General features: G+C 73.1%; 13 protein-coding genes. 8 read left to right on the forward strand and 5 right to left on the reverse strand.

The genetic code is table 11. The annotated features are described in order from the left end of the window. Positions 1 to 262: 262 nt before the first annotated feature. The 3 genes from L1785_RS17795 (at position 263) to clpX (ending at position 3,220) form a co-directional block, all read left to right on the forward strand. Positions 263 to 877, forward strand: a complete 615-nt coding sequence (locus L1785_RS17795) for an ATP-dependent Clp protease proteolytic subunit (protein ID WP_236090713.1) — start codon at positions 263 to 265, stop codon at positions 875 to 877. A gap of 43 nt (positions 878 to 920) precedes the next feature. Further along, positions 921 to 1,631: an ATP-dependent Clp protease proteolytic subunit gene (locus L1785_RS17800; RefSeq protein ID WP_308113368.1), complete on the forward strand. Its 711-nt coding sequence runs from the start codon at positions 921 to 923 to the stop codon at positions 1,629 to 1,631. A gap of 299 nt (positions 1,632 to 1,930) precedes the next feature. Then, positions 1,931 to 3,220, forward strand: a complete 1,290-nt coding sequence (gene clpX, locus L1785_RS17805; RefSeq protein WP_236090627.1) for an ATP-dependent Clp protease ATP-binding subunit ClpX — start codon at positions 1,931 to 1,933, stop codon at positions 3,218 to 3,220. Between the two features lie 90 nt (positions 3,221 to 3,310). Here clpX and L1785_RS17810 read toward each other — a convergent pair whose 3' ends face one another. Beyond that, positions 3,311 to 5,164, reverse strand: a complete 1,854-nt coding sequence (locus L1785_RS17810; RefSeq protein WP_236090628.1) for an AMP-dependent synthetase/ligase — start codon at positions 5,162 to 5,164, stop codon at positions 3,311 to 3,313. 185 nt (positions 5,165 to 5,349) lie between these two features. Between L1785_RS17810 and L1785_RS17815 the strand changes: the two genes are divergently transcribed. The 3 genes from L1785_RS17815 (at position 5,350) to L1785_RS17825 (ending at position 7,852) form a co-directional block, all read left to right on the forward strand. Beyond that, complete coding sequence (locus L1785_RS17815) at positions 5,350 to 5,682, forward strand: chorismate mutase (protein ID WP_236090629.1); 333 nt, start codon at positions 5,350 to 5,352, stop codon at positions 5,680 to 5,682. Between the two features lie 160 nt (positions 5,683 to 5,842). Beyond that, on the forward strand, positions 5,843 to 7,042 hold the full coding sequence (locus L1785_RS17820) for a baeRF2 domain-containing protein (protein WP_236090630.1): 1,200 nt from the start codon (positions 5,843 to 5,845) through the stop codon (positions 7,040 to 7,042). Positions 7,043 to 7,342: 300 nt separating this feature from the next. Further along, positions 7,343 to 7,852: a DUF1877 family protein gene (locus tag L1785_RS17825; RefSeq protein WP_236090631.1), complete on the forward strand. Its 510-nt coding sequence runs from the start codon at positions 7,343 to 7,345 to the stop codon at positions 7,850 to 7,852. 282 nt (positions 7,853 to 8,134) lie between these two features. Here L1785_RS17825 and valS read toward each other — a convergent pair whose 3' ends face one another. The 4 genes from valS to L1785_RS17845 all read right to left on the reverse strand — a co-directional run bounded on the left by valS (position 8,135) and on the right by L1785_RS17845 (position 17,874). Further along, entirely contained in the window at positions 8,135 to 10,888 is a 2,754-nt protein-coding gene (gene valS / locus L1785_RS17830; RefSeq protein WP_236090632.1) for a valine--tRNA ligase, read from the reverse strand. Between the two features lie 134 nt (positions 10,889 to 11,022). Next, positions 11,023 to 14,601: an ATP-binding cassette domain-containing protein gene (locus tag L1785_RS17835; RefSeq protein WP_236090633.1), complete on the reverse strand. Its 3,579-nt coding sequence runs from the start codon at positions 14,599 to 14,601 to the stop codon at positions 11,023 to 11,025. An 80-nt stretch (positions 14,602 to 14,681) separates the two neighbouring features. Then, complete coding sequence (fdhD, locus tag L1785_RS17840) at positions 14,682 to 15,482, reverse strand: formate dehydrogenase accessory sulfurtransferase FdhD (protein ID WP_236090715.1); 801 nt, start codon at positions 15,480 to 15,482, stop codon at positions 14,682 to 14,684. Between the two features lie 13 nt (positions 15,483 to 15,495). Continuing rightward, positions 15,496 to 17,874, reverse strand: a complete 2,379-nt coding sequence (locus tag L1785_RS17845; protein ID WP_236090634.1) for an FdhF/YdeP family oxidoreductase — start codon at positions 17,872 to 17,874, stop codon at positions 15,496 to 15,498. A 125-nt stretch (positions 17,875 to 17,999) separates the two neighbouring features. Here L1785_RS17845 and L1785_RS17850 point away from each other — a divergent pair, with 125 nt between their 5' ends. Next, positions 18,000 to 18,992: a TIGR03557 family F420-dependent LLM class oxidoreductase gene (locus tag L1785_RS17850; protein ID WP_236090635.1), complete on the forward strand. Its 993-nt coding sequence runs from the start codon at positions 18,000 to 18,002 to the stop codon at positions 18,990 to 18,992. Positions 18,993 to 19,062: 70 nt separating this feature from the next. Further along, on the forward strand, positions 19,063 to 19,884 hold the full coding sequence (gene cofE, locus L1785_RS17855) for a coenzyme F420-0:L-glutamate ligase (protein WP_236090636.1): 822 nt from the start codon (positions 19,063 to 19,065) through the stop codon (positions 19,882 to 19,884). Positions 19,885 to 19,911 lie beyond the last annotated feature (27 nt).

Below are 19,911 nucleotides of genomic sequence, written 5' to 3' on the forward strand. Positions count from 1 at the left end.
CCGGCCCGGGGGTGCGGCCCCGCGCGGGGGGCGGCGATGGTGTCGGGTTGAAGGCGTCAGGCCCGGCACCTTCTCCGCCCACAGCGACAACGCCCCGGACGCCGCACGGGCCTGAACACGGCGGAATTTCGCCGTGGGCGGTACCTATGCGCTGTTGGCGAAAAGGCACCGTGACAGGGAGTGACCGCGACCCTTCCCACGTTAGGGTCGATCGACACAGGAAGTCTTAACCGAGGAGTTCGACGTGAACGATCTGCTGCGGATGGACGCCGGACCGGTGGCACGGGCCGACGGGCCGGGATTCGGCCTCAACGACTCCATCTATAACCGGCTGCTCAAGGAGCGCATCATCTGGCTGGGCTCGGAGGTGCGTGACGAGAACGCCAACGCCATCTGCGCGCAGATGATGCTCCTTGCTGCGGAAGACCCCGAGAAGGACATCTGGCTGTACATCAACAGCCCTGGCGGCTCGATCACCGCCGGCATGGCGATCTACGACACCATGCAGTTCATCAAGCCGGACATCGCGACCGTCGCGATGGGCATGGCGGCCTCCATGGGCCAGTTCCTGCTCTCCTCCGGCGCGAAGGGGAAGCGGTACGCGACGCCCCACGCCCGCGTGATGATGCACCAGCCCTCGGGCGGCATCGGCGGCACCGCGACAGATGTGCGCATCAACGCGCAGCTCATCATGCACATGAAGAAGGTGCTCGCCGAGCTCACGGCGGAGCAGACCGGGCAGCCGCTCGAGAAGATCCTCAAGGACAACGACCGCGACAGCTGGTTCACGGCCCCGGAGGCGCTCGAGTACGGCTTCATCGACCACGTCGTCGAGAACGCCTCGGCGGTCTCGGGCGGCGGCGGCATGAACGCCTGACCGGCCCCCTACCTCACCAGACACGACTTTCGAGGAGACCACCGTGAGCCCTGAGTCCCAGTTCCTCGCAGCAGCCGAGCGCCTCGCGGGCAGCTATGCCCGCCCGGGCGGCCTCGGGCTGCCCTACGGCGCCCCGTCCAGCCGCTACGTGCTGCCGCAGTTCGAAGAGCGCACCGCGTACGGCTTCAAGCGCCAGGACCCGTACACCAAGCTGTTCGAGGATCGCATCATCTTCCTGGGCGTCCAGGTCGACGACGCCTCCGCGGACGACGTCATGGCGCAGCTGCTGGTCCTGGAGAGCCAGGACCCGGACCGCGACATCATCCTGTACATCAACTCGCCGGGCGGGTCGTTCACGGCCATGACGGCGCTCTACGACACGATGCAGTACATCAAGCCGCAGATCCAGACCGTGTGCCTGGGCCAGGCGGCCTCCGCCGCCGCGGTCCTGCTCGCGGCCGGCCAGCCGGGCAAGCGCCTGGCGCTACCTAACGCGCGCGTGCTGATCCACCAGCCCGCGATGGAGGGCGGCGGCTACGCCCAGGCCTCCGACATCGAGATCCACGCGAACGAGCTCATCCGCATGCGCGAGTGGCTCGAGGAGACGCTGTCGCAGCACTCCGGCCGCACGGTCGAGGAGGTTCGCGACGACATCGAGCGCGACAAGATCCTCACCGCCGCGCAGGCGAAGGACTACGGCCTGGTCGACACGGTGCTGGAGAGCCGCAAGCCGCTCCCTGTCCCGGCTCGCTGACCGGTCCGTGCCGGTCAGCGGCCGGTCGGCAGCCGGTGACGTGGCGCCCGACGCCGGTGGGTCGCCTCCCGCACGGAGGCGGCCCACCGGCGTTGCGGGCAAAGGGCGACAGAGCGCCTGCAGCGTGACAAACTCCTCAGGTGTGGTGAAAAGCGGACCTGAGACGCGCCGATGCGCCCGGCTGACAACAGGGCGCCGGTGGTGTGGAATGGTGGTGGGACCGCCTGACGGTGCGGATCCGCAAGGCCCGGTCGGGTCGCGGGACGCCCGGTCCGGGCGCTGAGGCGAGGAGACGGGTAGTGGCGCGAATCGGTGACGGCGCGGACCTGCTGAAGTGCTCGTTCTGTGGCAAGTCGCAGAAGCAGGTCAAGAAGCTCATCGCCGGCCCAGGTGTGTACATCTGCGACGAGTGCATCGACCTGTGCAACGAGATCATCGAGGAGGAGCTCAACGAGGCAGCCGAGCTCGGACTCACGGAGCTGCCCAAGCCGCGCGAGATCTTCGACTTCCTCGAGCAGTACATCATCGGCCAGGACAACGCGAAGCGTGCCCTGGCCGTCGCCGTCTACAACCACTACAAGCGCATCCAGGCGGGCGAGGCGGCGCGCGGCACGGCGAGCAGCAGCGACACGGACCACGTGGAGATCGCGAAGTCCAACATCCTGCTCATCGGCCCCACCGGCACCGGCAAGACGTACCTGGCACAGACCCTCGCGAAGATGCTCAACGTGCCGTTCGCCATCGCGGACGCCACGGCGCTCACGGAGGCCGGGTACGTCGGCGAGGACGTCGAGAACATCCTCCTCAAGCTCATCCAGGCGGCCGACTACGACGTGAAGAAGGCCGAGACGGGGATCATCTACATCGACGAGGTCGACAAGGTGGCCCGCAAGGCCGAGAACCCGTCGATCACGCGCGACGTCTCCGGCGAGGGTGTGCAGCAGGCGCTGCTGAAGATCATCGAGGGCACGACCGCCTCCGTGCCGCCCCAGGGCGGCCGCAAGCACCCGCACCAGGAATTCATCCAGATCGACACGACGAACGTGCTGTTCATCGTGGCGGGCGCGTTCGCAGGGCTGGACGACATCGTCGCGTCGCGGTCGCGCAAGCGCGGCGTCGGCTTCGGCGCCCCCATGGAGACGGGCGCGGACGAGAACCTCTTCGCCGAGGTCCGGCCCGAGGACCTGCAGAAGTACGGCCTGATCCCGGAGTTCATCGGCCGGCTGCCCGTCATCGCGTCCGTCGCGCAGCTCGACAGCGACGCGCTCGTGCGTATCCTCACCGAGCCGCGCAACGCCCTCGTGAAGCAGTACCAGCGCATGTTCCAGATCGACGGCGTCGAGCTCGAGTTCGACGAGGGCGCCGTGGAGGCCATCGCCGAGCAGGCCCTGCTGCGGGGCACCGGGGCGCGCGGCCTGCGCGCCATCATGGAAGAGGTGCTGCAGCAGGTCATGTTCGACGTGCCGTCGCGGGACGACGTCGAACGCGTGGTCATCACCCGCGAGGTGGTGCTGGAGAACGTGAACCCGACGATCGTGCCGCGCACGAGCCCGGTCCGGGGCACCCGCCCGCGCGAGAAGAGCGCCTGACCGCAGGACGTACCGAGGAAAACTGGAGCGGAGCCGACCGGCTCCGCTCCAGTCTTGTTACTGCTTCGGCCGCAGAGGGCCGCGGGCAGGTCAGCGACCGACCGCCCGCAGCGAGCCCGTCGTCGGGGCGGTCGGCGTCGCGGGGCCGCCGTAGAGGGCGTCGATCGTGTCGGCGAAGTCCGCGATGACGGCGGCCCGCTTCACCTTGATCGACGGCGTGAGGTAGCCGTTGGCCTCGGTGAAGTCGATGTCGAGCACGCTGATCTTGCGGACCGACTCCGCCTTCGACACTGCCTCGTTCGCGTGGTTGACGGCCCGGTCGAGCGCCTCGAGAACGGCAGGATGCTCGCGCGCCTCCGCCACGGTGAGCTGAGGCAGCCCGTGGGTGCGGCACCAGCCGGGCAGCATCTCGGCGTCGAGCGTGACGAGGGCGCCGATGAACGGGCGCTGGTCGCCGACGACGACGACCTGGCTGACCAGCGGGTGCGCGCGCACGCGGTCCTCGAGCACCGCCGGGGCGACGTTCTTGCCGCCGGCGGTGACGATGATCTCCTTCTTGCGCCCGGTGATCCGCAGGTAGCCATGCGCGTCCAGCGAGCCGAGGTCGCCGGTGTGGAACCACCCGCCGGCCAGCGCCTCCGCGGTGAGCTCGGGCTGGTTGTGGTAGCCGCGGAAGATGTGCGGGCCGCCCAGCAGGATCTCGCCGTCCTCGGCGATCTGGATCGCCGTGCCGAAGAGCGGCGGGCCCACCGTGCCGATGATCGTGCGACCCGGCAGGTTCACGGACGTCGGGGCGGTGGTCTCGGTGAGGCCGTAGCCCTCGAGGATCGTGATGCCGATCCCGCGGTAGAAATGACCCAGACGCTCGCCCAGCGGGGCGCCGCCGGAGACCGCCCACTGCAGGCTGCCGCCCATGGCGGTACGCAGGGCACTGAACACGAGCCGGTCGGCCAGCGCGTGCTGGAGGCGCAGGCCCGCGGAGACGGAGTCCGCGTCGAGCGCGCGCGAGTACCGGCCGGCCACCGCGGATGCCCAGTGGAAGACTCGCCGCTTGAGGCCGGAGCCGGCCTTCTGCTCGGCGCTGTTGTAGACCTTCTCGAAGACGCGCGGCACCGCGAGGAGGAACGTGGGCCGGAAGGACCCCAGGTCCGCGACGAGGTTCTTCACGTCGGGGGAGTGGGCCAGCACCGCTGCCGGGGAACCGATCACGGCGAGCTCGACGAACCGCGCGAACACGTGGGCGAGCGGGAGGAACAGCAGCGTGCGGGCGCCGGGGGCGCGCAGCAGCTCCGGCACGCCGATCACCGCGTTCATCACCAGGTGCACGAAGTTGCCGTGCGTCAGCTCGGCGCCCTTGGGACGGCCGGTCGACCCGGAGGTGTAGATGATCGTGGCGACGTCGTCCCGGCGGACCGCGTCACGCCGCTCCGTGACGGCAAGGGCGGGCAGGTGGGCGCCGAGGCCGCGCAGGTCGGTCAGCGCGCCGTCGTCGACGACGAGGATCTCCTCGAGCAGGGGCAGGTTGTGCCGCACGCGGCCCACCACGTCCGCGTGCTGGGCCGACTCGGCGAAGAGCAGCCGGACGCCGGCGTCGGAGCAGATCCACTGCACCTGCTCGGCGGACGACGTCTCGTACACGGGCACCGGCACGGCGCCGACCGCCCAGATCGCGAAGTCGAGGAGCGTCCACTCGTACCGCGTGCGCGACATGATGGCGACCCGGTCGCCCGGGTTGATCCCGCGCGCCACCAGGCCGCGGGCCAGGCCGAACACCTCGTCCTCGAACGCCCGCGCGGTGACCGGAAGCCATGGGCCTGACGGCGTCTCACGCCGCTCGATCAGCACCGCCTCGCCGGACCGGGCCACGCGCTCCCTGAGGATCGTGTTGATCGACGTGCTCGGGGGCACATCCACCAGGGCCGGCGTCGAGGCTAGCGTCGTCATGCGGTCGTCTCCTGTTGTCTGGTCGAGCGGTGAAACGGCGCCGGCGCTGGCCAGGTCCCCTGCGCGCCGGGAGAGACTGTACCCGCTCGGGTTGGTGGTACCGCCGCCCGCCGGCCCACGGCACGGTCGCCGCCGGTACCTGAGCGGACCGGCCGGACCTCGGTGCCCCGGGATAGCCTCGACCCATGACCCAGTTCGGCATGCCGCCCGAGATCCTCCAGCTCCGCGGCAGCATCGACAACATCGACGCCGCCCTGATGCACCTGCTCGCGGAGCGGTTCAAGCTCACTCGCCAGGTCGGCGAGCTCAAGGCGGTGGGCGGCCTCCCGCCGGCCGACCCGGCGCGCGACCAGCAGCAGATCGACCGCCTCAAGCGGATCGCCGAGGAGTCCGGCCTCGACCCCGACTTCGCGGTGCAGTTCCGCCAGTTCATCGTGAACGAGGTCATCCGCCACCACGAGCGGATCGCGCGTGAGCACAAGGGCGCCGGCATTCCGGAGCTCGATACGTACGCTTGAAGGGACTTGTGACCACCGCGGTCGGTGATTTGACCCGCGCTTGGAGATAGATCGGACATTGAGTACTGATCCGTGACCGGATCAGGGTTGGCACCTGGCGACGATCCGTCGCACCCTGGAAGGACGCCCGCACCTGGCGGGCGCACCTCGGGAGGTGCGTATGAAGATCGACTGGCTCAAGCCCCTTCTCGGCCATCCGGGGCCGTTCGCCACCCTCTATCTCGACGCAACGCCGGCCGCGGAGGCCGGCGACCGGGACGTGGCGAACCGGTGGCGTGCGGTGCGCAAGTCCCTCGTACACCAGGGAGCGCCCGAGGCCGTCCTCGGCGAGGTCGAGACGGCGGTCCTGCGGCCCACCCGGGCCGGCGGCCCGCACGGCAGGGTCGTCATCGCCGACGACACCGGTGTGCTCGTGGACCGGGTCGTGAAGAGCCCGCCCGCGGTCGCGTCTGGCGTCTGGGCGCCGGTGCCGGCACTGCTGCAGGCGGCACTCGCCACCGACGAGTCGGTCGAGGTGCTGTGCGTGACCGTGGACCGGCAGGGCGCCGACTTCGCGCGCTGGGGGACCGGCGGCAAGACGACGTGGTCGTTCGAGGCTTCGCACGACGAGATCGCCAAGACGTCCTCGCCCAACACGAAGCATGCCCGGATCGAGTCGCGTGCCGAGGACTCCTGGGGGCGCAACGCCGAGGCGGTGGCCGTCGAGGTCGAGCGCCAGGTCATGGCCGGCCGGCCGGAGATCGTCCTGCTCACCGGTGACGTCCGCGCGGTGCCGCTCGTCCGGGCCGAGCTGGTGCGACCCGTCGCCGAGCTCACGGTCGAGGTGCACGGTGGCGGCCGCGGCGCGGGCGTTCGTGCCGACACGTTCGAGGAACACGTCGAGGACGCGCTCGACAGCTTCCGCGAGCGGCGGCGCGAGCTCGTGCTGGCGGAGCTGCGCCAGGAGCTGGGCCGGGAGGCGGGAGCCGTGACGTCGCTGGCCGACGTGGTCTCGGTCCTGGCGCGGGGGCAGGTCAAGGAGCTGGTGCTGGCCGAGGAGTACGCGACCGAAGCCGCGACGGACGGTCGGCTCGGCACGCGCAAGCTGTGGATCGGGCCCAGCCCGCTGGACATCGCACCCACGCGCCGCGATCTCGAGTCGCTCGGCGTGACGGAGCGGCTCGAGGAGCTCCCCGCGACGATCGCGCTCGTCCGGTCGGCGATCGGCCAGGACGCCGGTCTCACCTTCGCCCCCGAGGGGTCCGTCGACCTCATCGAGGGGGTGGGCGCGACCCTGCGCTGGCACGATGAGGGGACGCCGACCGAGGCTGTGCACTCGATGTCCGGCGACGACATGCGGCGGCGGGGCGACCTCGTCTGATCCCCGGCGCGCCTCCGCCCGGGTGCGTCGGCGCGCCTCCGCCCGGGTGCGCCGGCGCGCCCTCGCCCGGGTGCATCGGCGCGCCCCCGCCCCCGGTGCACGGGCGGCACCGCCCCGCGCGGGCGACGCACCGTCGCCCCGCGCACGGTGGGCGGAGAATGTGCCGTTCTCTGCCGAGTTGGAGCGGCACATTCTCTGCCCGCAACAGAAATTGGTCCGCCCGTTTGCGCTGGTTTTCTAGCGAAAGGGCGGGAATAGACCGATGTGTTGCCCGGGGCATTGCCGCTATGTTGTGCCGCCATGGGGATGATCCATTGCGAATACGCCCGGCTCGACGCAGCCGAGCTGGCGCGAGCCGTGGCCGAGCCGGCCTGGGCGGAACGACGGCTCGACGCACTCGCGACCGAGTGGACCGAGCTCGACCTGCCGCCGCACGAGGCGCGATATCTCAGCATCGGCACCACGTGGGGCGTGCTGCACGGGCTGCTGCGGGCCGACGCCGCCCTGCCGGTCGACGTGATCCAGGGCGGGGCCGCGCTGGAGCTGCCGGTCGAGCCTAGGTTCGGACCCGCGCGTTACCTCGAGCCCGCTGAGGTGCGCAGGGCCGCGGACGTCCTGGGTGCCACGCCGTTCGAGGAGATCGCCGGTCGCTACGACGTGGCCATCGTGTGCGACGACGACGTGTGCCCGGAGCCGTCCGAGCACGCCGACGACGAGCCGGACCGCCTTCGCGTCCCGTACGAGGAGCTCACCGCGTTCTTCGCCGCGTCCGCCGAGGCGGGCGACGGCGTCGTGGTGCTGCTCGCCTGAGCCGTAGGTGCAGCGCAGGGTGGGGGCCGAGGAACGAGGCACCCGCCCGCAGCGGAACCGCAGGCTCGGGCGAACGAAGACAGCGCCTGAGCCGTAGGTGCAGCGCAGGGTGGGGGCCGAGGAACGAGGCACCCGCCCGCAGCGGAACCGCAGGCTCGGGCGAACGAAGCCAGCGCCTGAGCCGTAGGTGCAGCGCAGGGTGGGGGCCGCGGGGGGGGTGGGAACCCGTAGGTTCCCACCCCTCCCGGACGCTGAGCCGGTGCTGGCGCACCGGCGGGCGTGTCAGCCCTTGTTGCGCGCCTCGGGCTCGCCGAGCTCGCTGCGCGTCACGACGATGCCGCCCTGGACGGCCAGGTCGCCCTGGCCCTCTCCGGCCGCGACGAGCGCGAGCTCGCCGGTCACGCGGCCCGCGGCCCGCACGTCGACGGCGGCGGACCTGACGCCCGCGAGGGCAGCCGCCGGGACGGCGAGCTCGGCACCGAGGATCGGCGTACGCATCGAGACCTTCGCCTCGGACTTCACCTTGCGCAACGCGGCCAGGGCGTGCCCGGCGGCGGTGAGGACCACCACGTCCGCGTCGCCCGCGGCGTCCCGCAGCGGCGCGGCGACGGGCCACGCGGCGCGGTGCACCGAGCCCTCCCGCCACCAGGACCAGACCTCCTCGGTGGCGAACGGGATGAACGGTGCGAGCAGTCGCAGCATCACGTCGAGCGCGACCGCGAGGGCCGTCCTGGCCGACTCCGACCCGGAGGCGTCGGTGGACTCGGTGCCCGCGCCGTAGGCGCGGTCCTTGACGAGCTCCAGGTAGTCGTCGCAGAACGTCCAGAAGAACGTCTCCGTGACCTCCAGGGCGCGCGTGTGGTCGTACGCCTCCAGCGCTGCCGTCGCCTGGTCGACCACGCGGGCGAGGCCGGCGAGCATGGCTCGGTCGAGCGGCTCGGTGACCTTTGCGGGGTCGAGCGTGATCTGCGAGCCCGCCCCGCCGCCGAACGACAGCGCGAACTTCGACGCGTTGAGGACCTTGATCGCGAGACGGCGGCCGATTTTCATCTGGCCCACCTCGAACGCCGCATCGGTGCCGAGGCGTGCCGCCGCGGCCCAGTAGCGCACCGCGTCGGACCCGTGCTCCACGAGCAGGTCCATCGGCGTGACGACGTTGCCCTTGGACTTCGACATCTTCTTGCGGTCGGGGTCGAGGATCCAGCCGCTGATCGCCGCGTTCTTCCACGGCAGGGCGCCGTTCTCGAGGTGCGAGCGGACCACCGTGGAGAAGAGCCACGTGCGGATGATGTCCTGGCCCTGGGGGCGCAGGTCCATCGGGTACACGCGCTGCCACAGGTCGGCGTCGCGCTCCCAGCCGCCCACGATCTGCGGCGTGAGCGACGACGTGGCCCACGTGTCCATGACGTCCGCGTCGCCCACGAACCCGCCGGGCACGCCGCGCTGGTCCTCGGTGTGGCCGGCCGGGGCCTGCGACGTCGGATCGACGGGGAGCGACTCCTCCGACGGCACGATCGGGTGGTCGTGGTCGACCTCGCCCGAGGCGAGCACCGGGTACCAGAGGGGGATCGCGACGCCGAAGAACCGCTGGCGGCTGACCAGCCAGTCGCCGTTGAGGCCGCCCACCCAGTTCTCGTAACGCACGCGCATGAAGTCGGGGTGGAAGTCGAGCTCCTTGCCCCGGGCGAGCAGCTCCTCGCGCAGGGCGGCGTCGCGGCCGCCGTTGCGGATGTACCACTGCCGTGACGTGACGATCTCGAGCGGCTTGTCGCCCTTCTCGTAGAAGTTCGCCTTGCGCTGGGTGGCCACCGGCTCGCCGTCCAGGTCGCCCGACTCGCGCAGGGCGTCGACGATCGCGGTGCGGGCAGAGAAGGTCGTCTTCCCGGTGAGCTCGGTCTCGAAGAACCGCTCGCCAGGCCCGCTCGAGATCCACTCGGGGACCTCGCGGGTGACGCGGCCGTCGCGCTGCACGATCGAGCGCGTGGGCAGCTGCAGCTCGCGCCACCACGTGACGTCGGTCAGGTCGCCGAAGGTGCAGCACATCGCGATGCCCGCGCCCTTGTCCGGCTCGGCCCCGGGGTGCGCGAGCACCGGGATCTCGACGCCGAACAGCGGCGACGTCACGGTGGTGCCGAACAGGTGCTGGTACCGCTCGTCATCCGGGTGCGCGATGAGCGCCACGGCGGCCGGGATCAGCTCCGGGCGCGTGGTCTCGATGAAGATCTTCTCACCGTCGGGGCGGTGGAACGCGACGCGGTGGAAGAAGCCCGGGTAGTCGCGCGCCTCGAGCTCGGCCTGCGCCACCGCCGTCTGGAACGTCACGTCCCACAGGCCCGGTGCCTCGGCCTGGTAGGCCTCGCCGCGGCCGAGGTTGCGCAGGAAGGCGCGCTGCGCGGTCGCCCGCGAGGTCGCGTCGATCGTCTGGTAGGTCTGCGACCAGTCGACCGACAGACCCAGCCGGCGCCACAGCGCCTCGAACAGCCGCTCGTCCTCCGCCGTCAGACGCTCGCACAGCTCGATGAAGTTGCGACGGCTGACCGGCACCTGGTCGCCCGGCTTCACGTTCTTGCCGTCGGTGCCCTGGTGCGGCGGCTCGAAGCCCTCGACGTAGGGCAGCGACGGGTCGCAGCGCACGCCGAAGTAGTTCTGCACCCGGCGCTCGGTCGGCAGGCCGTTGTCGTCCCACCCCATCGGGTAGAACACCTCGAGGCCCTGCATGCGCTTGTAGCGGGCGACCACGTCCGTGTGCGTGTAGCTGAACACGTGGCCCACGTGCAGCGAGCCCGACACCGTGGGCGGCGGGGTGTCGATCGAGAAGATCTCGTTGCGGGTCTTCGTCCGGTCGAACGCGAACGTGCCCTCGGCCGACCAGCGCTCGTCGAACCGCGTCTCCAGGCCGTCGAGGCTGACCTTGTCGGGTACCTCCCGTACCACCGCGCGGACGACGTCGGAACCGGCTACGGAGGTGGCCGGGGCGGTCGTGGCGGAGGTGGTCTCAGGGGCGTCCAGCGGCCCCGGGGAGGTAGGAGTACTCATGCGTCCCAGTGTCCCAGATCCAGGCAACCCGGAACGCACGTTTTCCACAGCCTGGACCGGGTCCGATCAGCCCTCCTCCGGCCCGGCGCAGCAGGTCTCCCGGCTGGGGCGCTGCACGCAGGGATTGCGTGTGCTCAGCCCGCGAGGTGCCCCCAGTCGCCGCGAAGCCCGGACCAGGGGCCGGTGGCGACGAGGCGTCCGCCCTCGAGAACGACGACCCGGTCGGCGGCAGCGAGCGTGGCGGTGCGACTGGTCGAGCCGACCACCGTCGCGCCGGAGGCGCGCAGACCCGCCCAGACCTGAGCCTCGGTGCCGGCGTCCAGCGCGGACGACACGTCGTCCACCACGAGCAGGTCGGAGCCCGTCGCGAGGGCTCGGGCGAGCGCGAGCCGCTGCGCCTGCCCGCCGGACAGCCGCACGCCACGGTGCCCGACGACGGTCGTGAGCCCGCCCGCCGCCACGACGTCCGGGGCCAGCGCCGCCGCATCGACCGGTGCCGTGACCGGGCGCCCGGCGTGGTCGAGGCGCACGTTCTCCTCGATCGTTCCCGAGACCACGTGCGGGACCTGGGCGACGTACGCGACGTGCGGCGGACGGAGGAAGACCTCCCGCTCGTCGTCGGCCACCTGGGTCCCGTTCCAGGTCACGGACCCGTGCAGGTCCACGAGCCCGGCCAGCCCCGCGAGCAGCGACGACTTGCCCGACCCCACGCGGCCGACGACCAGCACCAGCTCGCCGCGCCGCACCTCCAGGTCGACGCCCGTCACGCCGGGCGTGCCGTCGTCGTGCACCGCGGTCACGTCCCGCAGGACGAACGATGCGAGAGGGGCGCGGGCCCGGCGCACGGGGGCAGGAGGGGTGGCCGTGCCGCCGAACAGGTCGACGTCCGCGGGGAGGCGTGCCAGCCGGTCGGTACCGGCGACCCGGGCGGCGATCTCGAGCCACCGCCGGGCGACGGGCGCCTGCGTCACCATCCAGCCGAGGTCGTTGCCGATCCAGCCGAACCTGCCGATCGCCGTCGTCACGACGAGGGTGGTCAGCAGCGGCCAGGTGCCCGCGACGTGCAGCGCCCAGGCGACGACGGTGAGGACCTGGGTCATGACGCGGGGCGAGAGCGAGACGGCGAACTTCGCCACGTCCTCGCGGAGGGCTGCGCGGACCCGCCGTGCGTCGACCTGGGCGACCCGGTCGAGCACGCCGGGCACCGCGGCGGCGAGCTTCAGCGTGCGCACGGCGTCGAACGCGGAGCCGAGCAGCCTGCCGAGCTCCGCGCGGGAGTCGCCGGCCTCGCGGGCCGATCGCGCGACGGCCCGCCGGCCCACCACGGCGACGCCGAACGTGACCGCGACGGCGGCGCACCCGAGAGCGGCCGCGAGCGCGTTCTGGGTGGTCGCCGCGAGGACTGCGACGCTCAGGGGCACCACTGCCAGCTCGGCCCAGTCCCAGGAGTGCCCCAGCAGGCGCCCGTCCTCCTGGGCCCGCGCGACGATCTCACCGGGCGCGTCGCGGGGCCTGCGGCGCTGGGCGGTCTGGCCGCGCAGCAGGTCGAGCCGCAGGCGCGCCCGCGACTCCGCCCACCACCGGGCGCTGAACCTGCGCATGAGCAGGGGAAGGAGCGAGTTCGTCAGGATCGCGGCGACGATGCCGGCGGCGAGGAGCCACGGCGTCCTCCCGTCGTCGAGCGCCGTCACGAGCGACGCCCAGAGCCAGCCGGTGACGAGACCGCCCGTCGCGAGGTAGCCGACCGGCCCCCACAGGACGACCATGCCGATCAGCCACGTCCACCGCGCCCGCAGGACCTCCCTGATCGCACGGGCGAGCGACGGCCGGCCCGCGGAGCTCCGGCCCGGGTGGCGTCCAGGGGCCCCCGGCCCTGTGACGTCCGGCTGCGCGGACGGCGCGGACCGCACGCCCACGGCGACGTCGGCGGGCGCCTCGTCCGGTCCCTCGTCCAGCGCCGCGGCCCCCAGGAGGCGCGTGAACCGCCCGTCGCGCGCGGCGAGATCGGCCCACGGCCCGTGCTCGACCAGCCGGCCCTCGTCGATCACGGCGACCAGGTCCGCGTGCCGCACGGTCGACAGCCGGTGCGCCACCACGACGGCGGTCCTCCCCGCGAGGAGCGCCCGGGTCGCCTGCGCCACGCGCTCGGCCGTCGCCGGATCCATCCGTGCGGTCGCCTCGTCGAGCACCACCACCGACACGTCCCGCACCAGCAACCGGGCGCACGCGACGAGCTGCTCCTCGCCGGCCGACAGCGTCACGCCGGCGGGCCCCAGGCGCGTGTCGAGGCCGTCCGGCAGCGAGGCCGCCCACCCGCCCAGCCCGAGCGCGTCGAGCGCCGTGTCGACCCTCGCCCGTGGGACGGGCGCGAAGAGGGTCACGTTCTCGAGCAGGGTCGCCGCGAGGATCTCGGTCCGCTGCCCGACGACGCCCACGTGCCGCCGGAGGTCCTGCAGGTCGAGGTCGCGCACGTCGACGCGGTCGAGCAGCACGGTCCCCGGCGGCGGCTCGACCGCGCGGGACAGAAGCTTGGTGAGCGTCGTCTTGCCCGAGCCGGTGCGGCCCACGAGCGCGCAGGTCGAGCCGGCCGGGACCCGCAGCGACAGCGGCCCCAGCACGAAGCCGCCGTCGTACCCGAAGGTCACGTCCCGGAGCTCGACGTCGACGGCGCGGGGTGCTCCGGGCCCCCCGGCGCCGCCGGCCGAACCCGGGAACGGCGCCCCGCCGACAGGCTCGCGTGCCGCCTCCCGCAGCGACCGGACCCGTTGCAGCGTGCCCAGGGCCTCCTCGACCGCCGGCATCATCCCGGCGATCGTCTCGAGCCGGCCGGTGAAGCCGGTGACCAGGACCCAGACGGTGACGAGCCGAGCCACGTCGAGCCGGCCGCCGACGACCGCCCACATCCCGCCGACGACGACGGCCCCGACCAGGGCGTCGAGCGGCAGCTCGATCCGCAGCCGCACGCGGCTGAACACCTCGGACCACCGGTCGCGCAGCGCGAGGAAACGGGCCGCCCGCTCGGCGTACCCGCGCAGGACGAACGCCTGCCCCAGCGAGGTCCGCAGGTCGTCGCGCGCGGTGACGGCCTCCTCGAGCTGGGAGACGTGGTCGGACATCGCCTCCTCCGTCTCGCGCTGGACCTCCTTGAGCGGCCGCGCCGCGCGGCGCGCGAGCAGGATCACCACGACCGCGACCACCGGGAACGCGACCCACGCGGGCCACCACGTGACCCCGGCGACCACCCATGAGACGACGGCGGTGATCGCCGCCTGCCCGGCCCCGACGCCGAGCCACGCGACGCTGGACGTGAGCGTCGCCGGGTCGTCGTCCACCCGGTCCAGCAGCTCGCCCACGCCCTGGTCCTCGAGCGCAGGCAGCGGCTGCGACAGGGCTGCCGTGACGAGCTCCGCCCGTAGTGCGGTCTCGGCGCGTGCCGCGGCCCGCTGGACGAGGAGCGTGGTCACGGCGTCGAAGCCGACGGCCACGGCCGTGACCACGGCGAACACGGTCAGCGCCCGCCGGCCCGGGTCGGCCGCGAGCTCACCCGTCACCACCGCCAGGTACGACGACGCCCCCGCGGCCACCAGCGCCGCCGGCACGACGACGGCGGCCGTCCGCAGTACCAGCCGCCGCCACGGCGACGCGGGCACGACGAGCCGGCGCGGCAGCCTGCCGGGACGGGGCGCGCGCGGCGTTCGAGAGGTGTGCGGCATGACACACACCTTCTCAGCCGCCACCCACATGGAGCCCAGGACGCCCCCGGGGTCCACGGCGCCGGGTCCCCGGGGAGGCGTCAGCCGGAGAGGCCGGCCGACGTGCTGTCGTCGCGCAGGAGCTCCCGCCCCGCGTACACGTTGAGCTGACCGCCCCGCACCATGCCTGCGAGGAGCAGCCCGTGCTCCCGGGCGAGGTCCACGGCGAGCGACGACGGCGCGGAGACCGCCACGATGCCGGCGACCCCCGCCGCCACCGCCTTCTGCACGATCTCGAACGACACCCGGCCGCTGACGACGAGCAGCAGGTCCGTGGCGGGCAGCGCGCCGTCGAGCAGGGCACGGCCCACGGCCTTGTCGACGGCGTTGTGCCGGCCGACGTCCTCGAAGACGCCGAGGAGGGAGCCGTCGGCCCGGGCGAGGCTCGCCGCGTGCACGCCGCCCGTCCGGTCGAACGTCCGCTGCCGCGCCCGCATCGTGTCCGGGAGCGCGGCGAGCACGTCGTGCGCCACGGTCCAGCCCGGTGTGTGCGGGGCGTTGCGCCGCAGCGGCGACAGGTCCAGCACGTCCGCCGAGCAGACGCCGCAGGCAGCGCTGGTCACGAACGCACGCGGCCGCGGCGCACGGACGCCTGGCGCGAGGGTCACGTGGACGCGGTCGGTGTCGTCCTCCCAGCACGACCGCAGCGTCACGATGTCGTCCGCCGCCGCGACCCCGGACTCCACGCAGAGCCACCCGGCGGCGAGCTCCAGGTCGTGGCCGGGCGTGCGCATGAGCGTCGCGAGGACCTCGCCGTCGAGGGCGAGCACGAGCGGTGCCTCGACGGCGAGGTCGTCGGCGCGCTCCCGGCCGCGGCGCAGGATGGCCCGGCGGGTCGTCATCGCGGACACGTCGTCACCTGCCGGTCCGCGGGGTCGGGTCGGCGGCCGTCTCCAGCCGCACGATCACGGACTTCGACGTCGGCGTCCCGCTGCCGAGCGCCACCGAGTCGAGGGGGACCAGCGGGTTGGTCTCGGGGTAGTAGGCGGCGGCGCAGCCGCGCGGCTGCTCGTACGCCACGACGCGGAACGACGGCGCCCGCCGCTCGCCCCCGTCCGTCCACTCGCTGACCAGGTCCACCAGGTCGCCGTCGGCGAACCCGAGCGCCTCGGCGTCCGCCGGGTGCACGAACACCACGCGCCGCCCGCCGCGGATACCGCGGTACCGGTCGTCGAGCCCGTAGATCGTGGTGTTGAACTGGTCGTGCGACCGGAGGGTCTGCAGCAGGAGGCGCCCTTCGGGCACCTCCAGCACCTCCAGCGGGCTCGCCGTGAACACCGCCCGGCCCACCGCCGTCGGGAAGGTGCGCGAGTCCCGCGGCGGGTGCGGCATGACGAAGCCGCCCGGGCGGGTCACCCGCTCGTCGTAGTCGACGGCGCCCGGGACGACGCGCGCGATCCGGTGCCGGATCTCGCCGTAGTCGGCGCGGAACACGGCCCAGGGGACGCGAGCCCCGGCCTCGCCCAGGGTGGCCGACGGTGGAGGCGCGCCCTCGCGCGGAGCTGTGTCGCCGCCGTCGGGCACCTCGTCGGGAACCCCGAAGGCCGCCTTCGCGATCGAGCAGACGATGTCCACCTCGGACCGCAGGTTCACCGACGCGGGCGCGAGCCGGCCGCGCGAGGCGTGGACGACCGACATGGAGTCCTCCACGGACACGCGCTGCTCGCGGCCGCCGGTCAGGTCGCGCTCGGTCCGCCCCAGGGCGGGCAGGATGAGCGCGGTCCGGCCCGTCACGAGGTGGGACCGGTTGAGCTTGGTCGACACGTGGACGGTGAGGTCGGCCCGGGCGAGGGCGGTCTCGGTCACCTCGGTGTCGGGGGCGGCGGAGACGAAGTTGCCGCCCATGCCGACAAAGACCTTCGCCCGGCCGTCGCGGAAGGCGCGGATCGCGTGGACGACGTCGTACCCGTGCGCCCGCGGCGGCTCGAAGCCGAACTCCGCGGCGAGGTTGTCGAGGAAGACCGGCGCAGGCCGCTCCCAGATGCCCATCGTCCGGTCGCCCTGCACGTTGGAGTGCCCGCGCACAGGGCACAGTCCCGCGCCGGGCTTGCCGACGTTGCCCTGCAGCAGAGCGACGTTGACGAGCTCCTTCACGACGGCGACGGCGTTGCGGTGCTGCGTGATTCCCATGGCCCAGCACAGGACCGTGGCGCGCGAGTCGCGGAAGTACTCGGCGGCCTCGGTGATCTGCGCGGTCGTGAGACCGGAGGCGCGCTCGAGCTCGGCCCAGTCCACGTCCCGCAGCACCTGCGCGTACGCGTCGAACCCGTGCGTGTGCTCCGCGACGAACCCGTGGTCCAGGGCGTCCCACTCGAGCAGCCGGGCGGCGATGCCGCGGAAGAGCGCGAGGTCGCCGTTGAGGCGCACGGGCAGGTGCAGGTCGGCCAGGACGGTCCCGTGCCCGACGACGCCGCTGGGCCGCTGCGGGTTCTTGAACCGAACCAGCCCCGCCTCGCGCAGCGGATTGACGGCGATGATCCGAGCGCCGTTGCGCTTGGCCGTCTCCAGCGCGCCGAGCATGCGGGGGTGGTTGGTGCCCGGGTTCTGGCCGGCGACCACGATCAGCTCGGCCTCGTGCAGGTCCGTCAGGTGCACCGAGCCCTTGCCGATGCCGATGGTCTCGGCCAGTCCCACCGACGTCGACTCGTGGCACATGTTCGAGCAGTCCGGGAGGTTGTTCGTGCCGAGCGTGCGCGCGAGGAGCTGGTAGGCGAACGCGGCCTCGTTCGACGTCTTGCCGGAGGTGTAGAAGACGGCCTCGTCCGGACTGTCCAGGCCGCGGAGCGCCCCGCCCACCAGGGCGAACGCGTCGTCCCACGGGATGGGCTCGTAGTGCGTGGCGCCCGGCCGGAGCACCATCGGCTCGACGAGCCGGCCCTGCTGGCCCAGCCAGTACTCGGTGCGCTCGCGGAGCTCGGCAACGGGGTGCTCGGCGAAGAACGCCGCACCGACCTGCCGCCGCGTGGCCTCCTCGGCGACCGCCTTGGCGCCGTTCTCGCAGAACTCCGCGGCGTGGCGGTGTCCCTCCGGGTCCGGCCAGGCGCACCCCTGGCAGTCGAACCCGTCCTTCTGGTTGACGCGGGCCAGCACCTCGACGGTGCGCCGGACCCCCATCTGCCGCGTCGCGTGCTGCAGGGCGACGACCACGCCGGTCGGCCCGGCCGCATGGTCCTGCGGCGGGCCGACCCGCAGGCCGGCCTCGTCGATGTCCTGCTCCGGTGCCGGGCCGCTCATGGCGTGTCCTCCGCGTCGAGGATCGTGGTCGGCGCCACCTTACCGGGGGCATGGCGGCCCGGCGGCCCCGGCCGCACGCCGTGGAGGATGCACGGTCCGGGGGCTCCCCGGCTTAGGGTCGGCGCATGAGGTCCTCCGTCGGCTATGCGGCGATGCTCGAGCAGTTCTCGCCCCGCGAGGCGGTCGAGCTCGCGGCGTACGCGGAGCAGCACGGGTTCAGCGGGGTCATGGCGGCGGACCACTTCCAGCCCTGGGTGCCGCAGCAGGGCCAGGCGGGCTTCGTCTGGAACGTGCTCGGGGCGCTCGGCGAACGCACCACGGGCGACCTCGGCCCGGTGACAGCGCCCACCTTCCGCTGGCACCCAGCGGTGGTGGCACAGGCGTCCGCGACGCTCGCGGCCATGAACCCCGGGCGGCACTGGCTCGGCGTGGGCAGCGGCGAGGCGTTGAACGAGCACGTCGTCGGCGGGTACTGGCCCGAGGCGCCGGAGCGGATCAACCGCATGTTCGAGGCCGTCGAGATCATCAAGAAGCTGTTCGCGGCGTCGGTGGCCGGACGCGACGTCAAGCACTCCGGGCCGTTCTACCGCCTGGAGTCGACGCGCCTGTGGACCATGCCCGAGACGCCGCCGGAGATCCTGGTCGCCACGGCGGGACCGGTCACCGCGCGCCGGGCCGGCCGCACCGCCGACGGGCTGATCACCGCCGCGGCCCCGCCGGACCGGATCGAGCTGCTCTTCGCCCGGTTCGCCGACGGCGCGCGCGAGGCCGGGCGGGACCCGCAGGCCATGCCGCGCGTGCTGCAGCTCCACCTGTCCTGGGCGCCGACCCACGAGGAGGCGCTCGCGAACGCGCTGACCGAGTGGCCGAACGGCGGGATGCGGTTCAACCGGTCGGACATCCGGTCGCCGCACGACTTCGCGCAGGTCGCCCGGCACGTGCGTGCCGAGGACTTCGAGGGCCGCCTGCTCGTCTCCGCCGACCCGGACGAGCACCGCGCGGTGATCCAGGGCTACCTCGACCTGGGGTTCGACCGGATCTACCTGCACAACGCAGGGCGCAACCAGCGCGAGTGGATCGAGGTCTTCGGCCGCGAGGTCCTGCCGAAGCTGGTCTGACGGCCCGCAACGGCCTGGTGCGGCCGGTCGCCGGGCATCGCCGCGCGCTGCGCCGGGGGACACTTCTCCCGTGGAGCGACTCATCATCTGGGCCCCCGACGGCCTGCCCGAGGTGCGGCCGGGCGACGACCTGGGCGTCCTCGTGGGCGACCTCCTGGCGGGCGAGGGTCTCGCGGAGGGCGACGTCGTCGTGGTGACGTCGAAGATCGTGTCGAAGGCGGAGGGCCGCGTGGTCGCCGCGGACGACCGCGAGGACGCCGTGACCGCCGAGACCGTCCGCGTCGTCGCGACGCGCGAGCGGCCCGGGCTGCCGCCGCTGCGGATCGTGGAGAACCGGCTGGGGCTGGTCATGGCCGCGGCCGGGGTGGATGCGTCGAACACGCCGGAGGGCACGGTGCTGCTGCTGCCCCAGGACCCGGACGCGTCGGCGCGACGCATCCGGGCCGCCCTGCGCGCGCGCCTCGGCGTGGACCGGCTCGGCGTCGTCGTGACGGACACGGCGGGGCGACCGTGGCGCGACGCGCTGGTGGACATCGCCATCGGCGCCGCCGGCATCCAGGTCGTGGACGACCTGCGGGGCGGCGTCGACGCCCACGGGCGGCCCCTGTCGGTCACGGTCACCGCGGTGGTGGACGAGGTCGCCTCTGCGAGCGAGCTGGTGCGGGGCAAGGCGACCGGCCGGGCGGTCGCCGTCGTGCGTGGCCTGGCCCGCTTCGTGGGAGACGCCGACGGGCCGGGGGCCCGGGCCCTCGTGCGGCCGAGCGCCGACGACCTCTTCCGGGAGGGTTCGGCCGAGGCGTACGCGCGGGGCTACGCGACCGGGCTCGCCGACGGGCTCTCGGCCGGCGCGCCGGGCGGGCCGGACCCGGTCCGCGCCACCCCGGCGCCGTAGGCGCCGACCGGGTGAAAAAACGAAGGA

The sequence above is a fragment of the Antribacter soli genome, from assembly GCF_021568775.1.
GTDB lineage: Bacteria > Actinomycetota > Actinomycetes > Actinomycetales > Cellulomonadaceae > Antribacter > Antribacter soli.

Coding starts and splice junctions, on each gene's coding strand:
- L1785_RS17795 (WP_236090713.1), top strand. CDS start 263: ATGGACGCCGGACCGGTGGCACGGGCCGACGGGCCGGGATTCGGCCTC.
- L1785_RS17810 (WP_236090628.1), bottom strand. CDS start 5,164: ATGACGACGCTAGCCTCGACGCCGGCCCTGGTGGATGTGCCCCCGAGC.
- L1785_RS17815 (WP_236090629.1), top strand. CDS start 5,350: ATGACCCAGTTCGGCATGCCGCCCGAGATCCTCCAGCTCCGCGGCAGC.
- L1785_RS17820 (WP_236090630.1), top strand. CDS start 5,843: ATGAAGATCGACTGGCTCAAGCCCCTTCTCGGCCATCCGGGGCCGTTC.
- L1785_RS17825 (WP_236090631.1), top strand. CDS start 7,343: ATGGGGATGATCCATTGCGAATACGCCCGGCTCGACGCAGCCGAGCTG.
- valS (WP_236090632.1), bottom strand. CDS start 10,888: ATGAGTACTCCTACCTCCCCGGGGCCGCTGGACGCCCCTGAGACCACC.
- L1785_RS17835 (WP_236090633.1), bottom strand. CDS start 14,601: ATGCCGCACACCTCTCGAACGCCGCGCGCGCCCCGTCCCGGCAGGCTG.
- fdhD (WP_236090715.1), bottom strand. CDS start 15,482: ATGACGACCCGCCGGGCCATCCTGCGCCGCGGCCGGGAGCGCGCCGAC.
- L1785_RS17845 (WP_236090634.1), bottom strand. CDS start 17,874: ATGAGCGGCCCGGCACCGGAGCAGGACATCGACGAGGCCGGCCTGCGG.
- L1785_RS17850 (WP_236090635.1), top strand. CDS start 18,000: ATGAGGTCCTCCGTCGGCTATGCGGCGATGCTCGAGCAGTTCTCGCCC.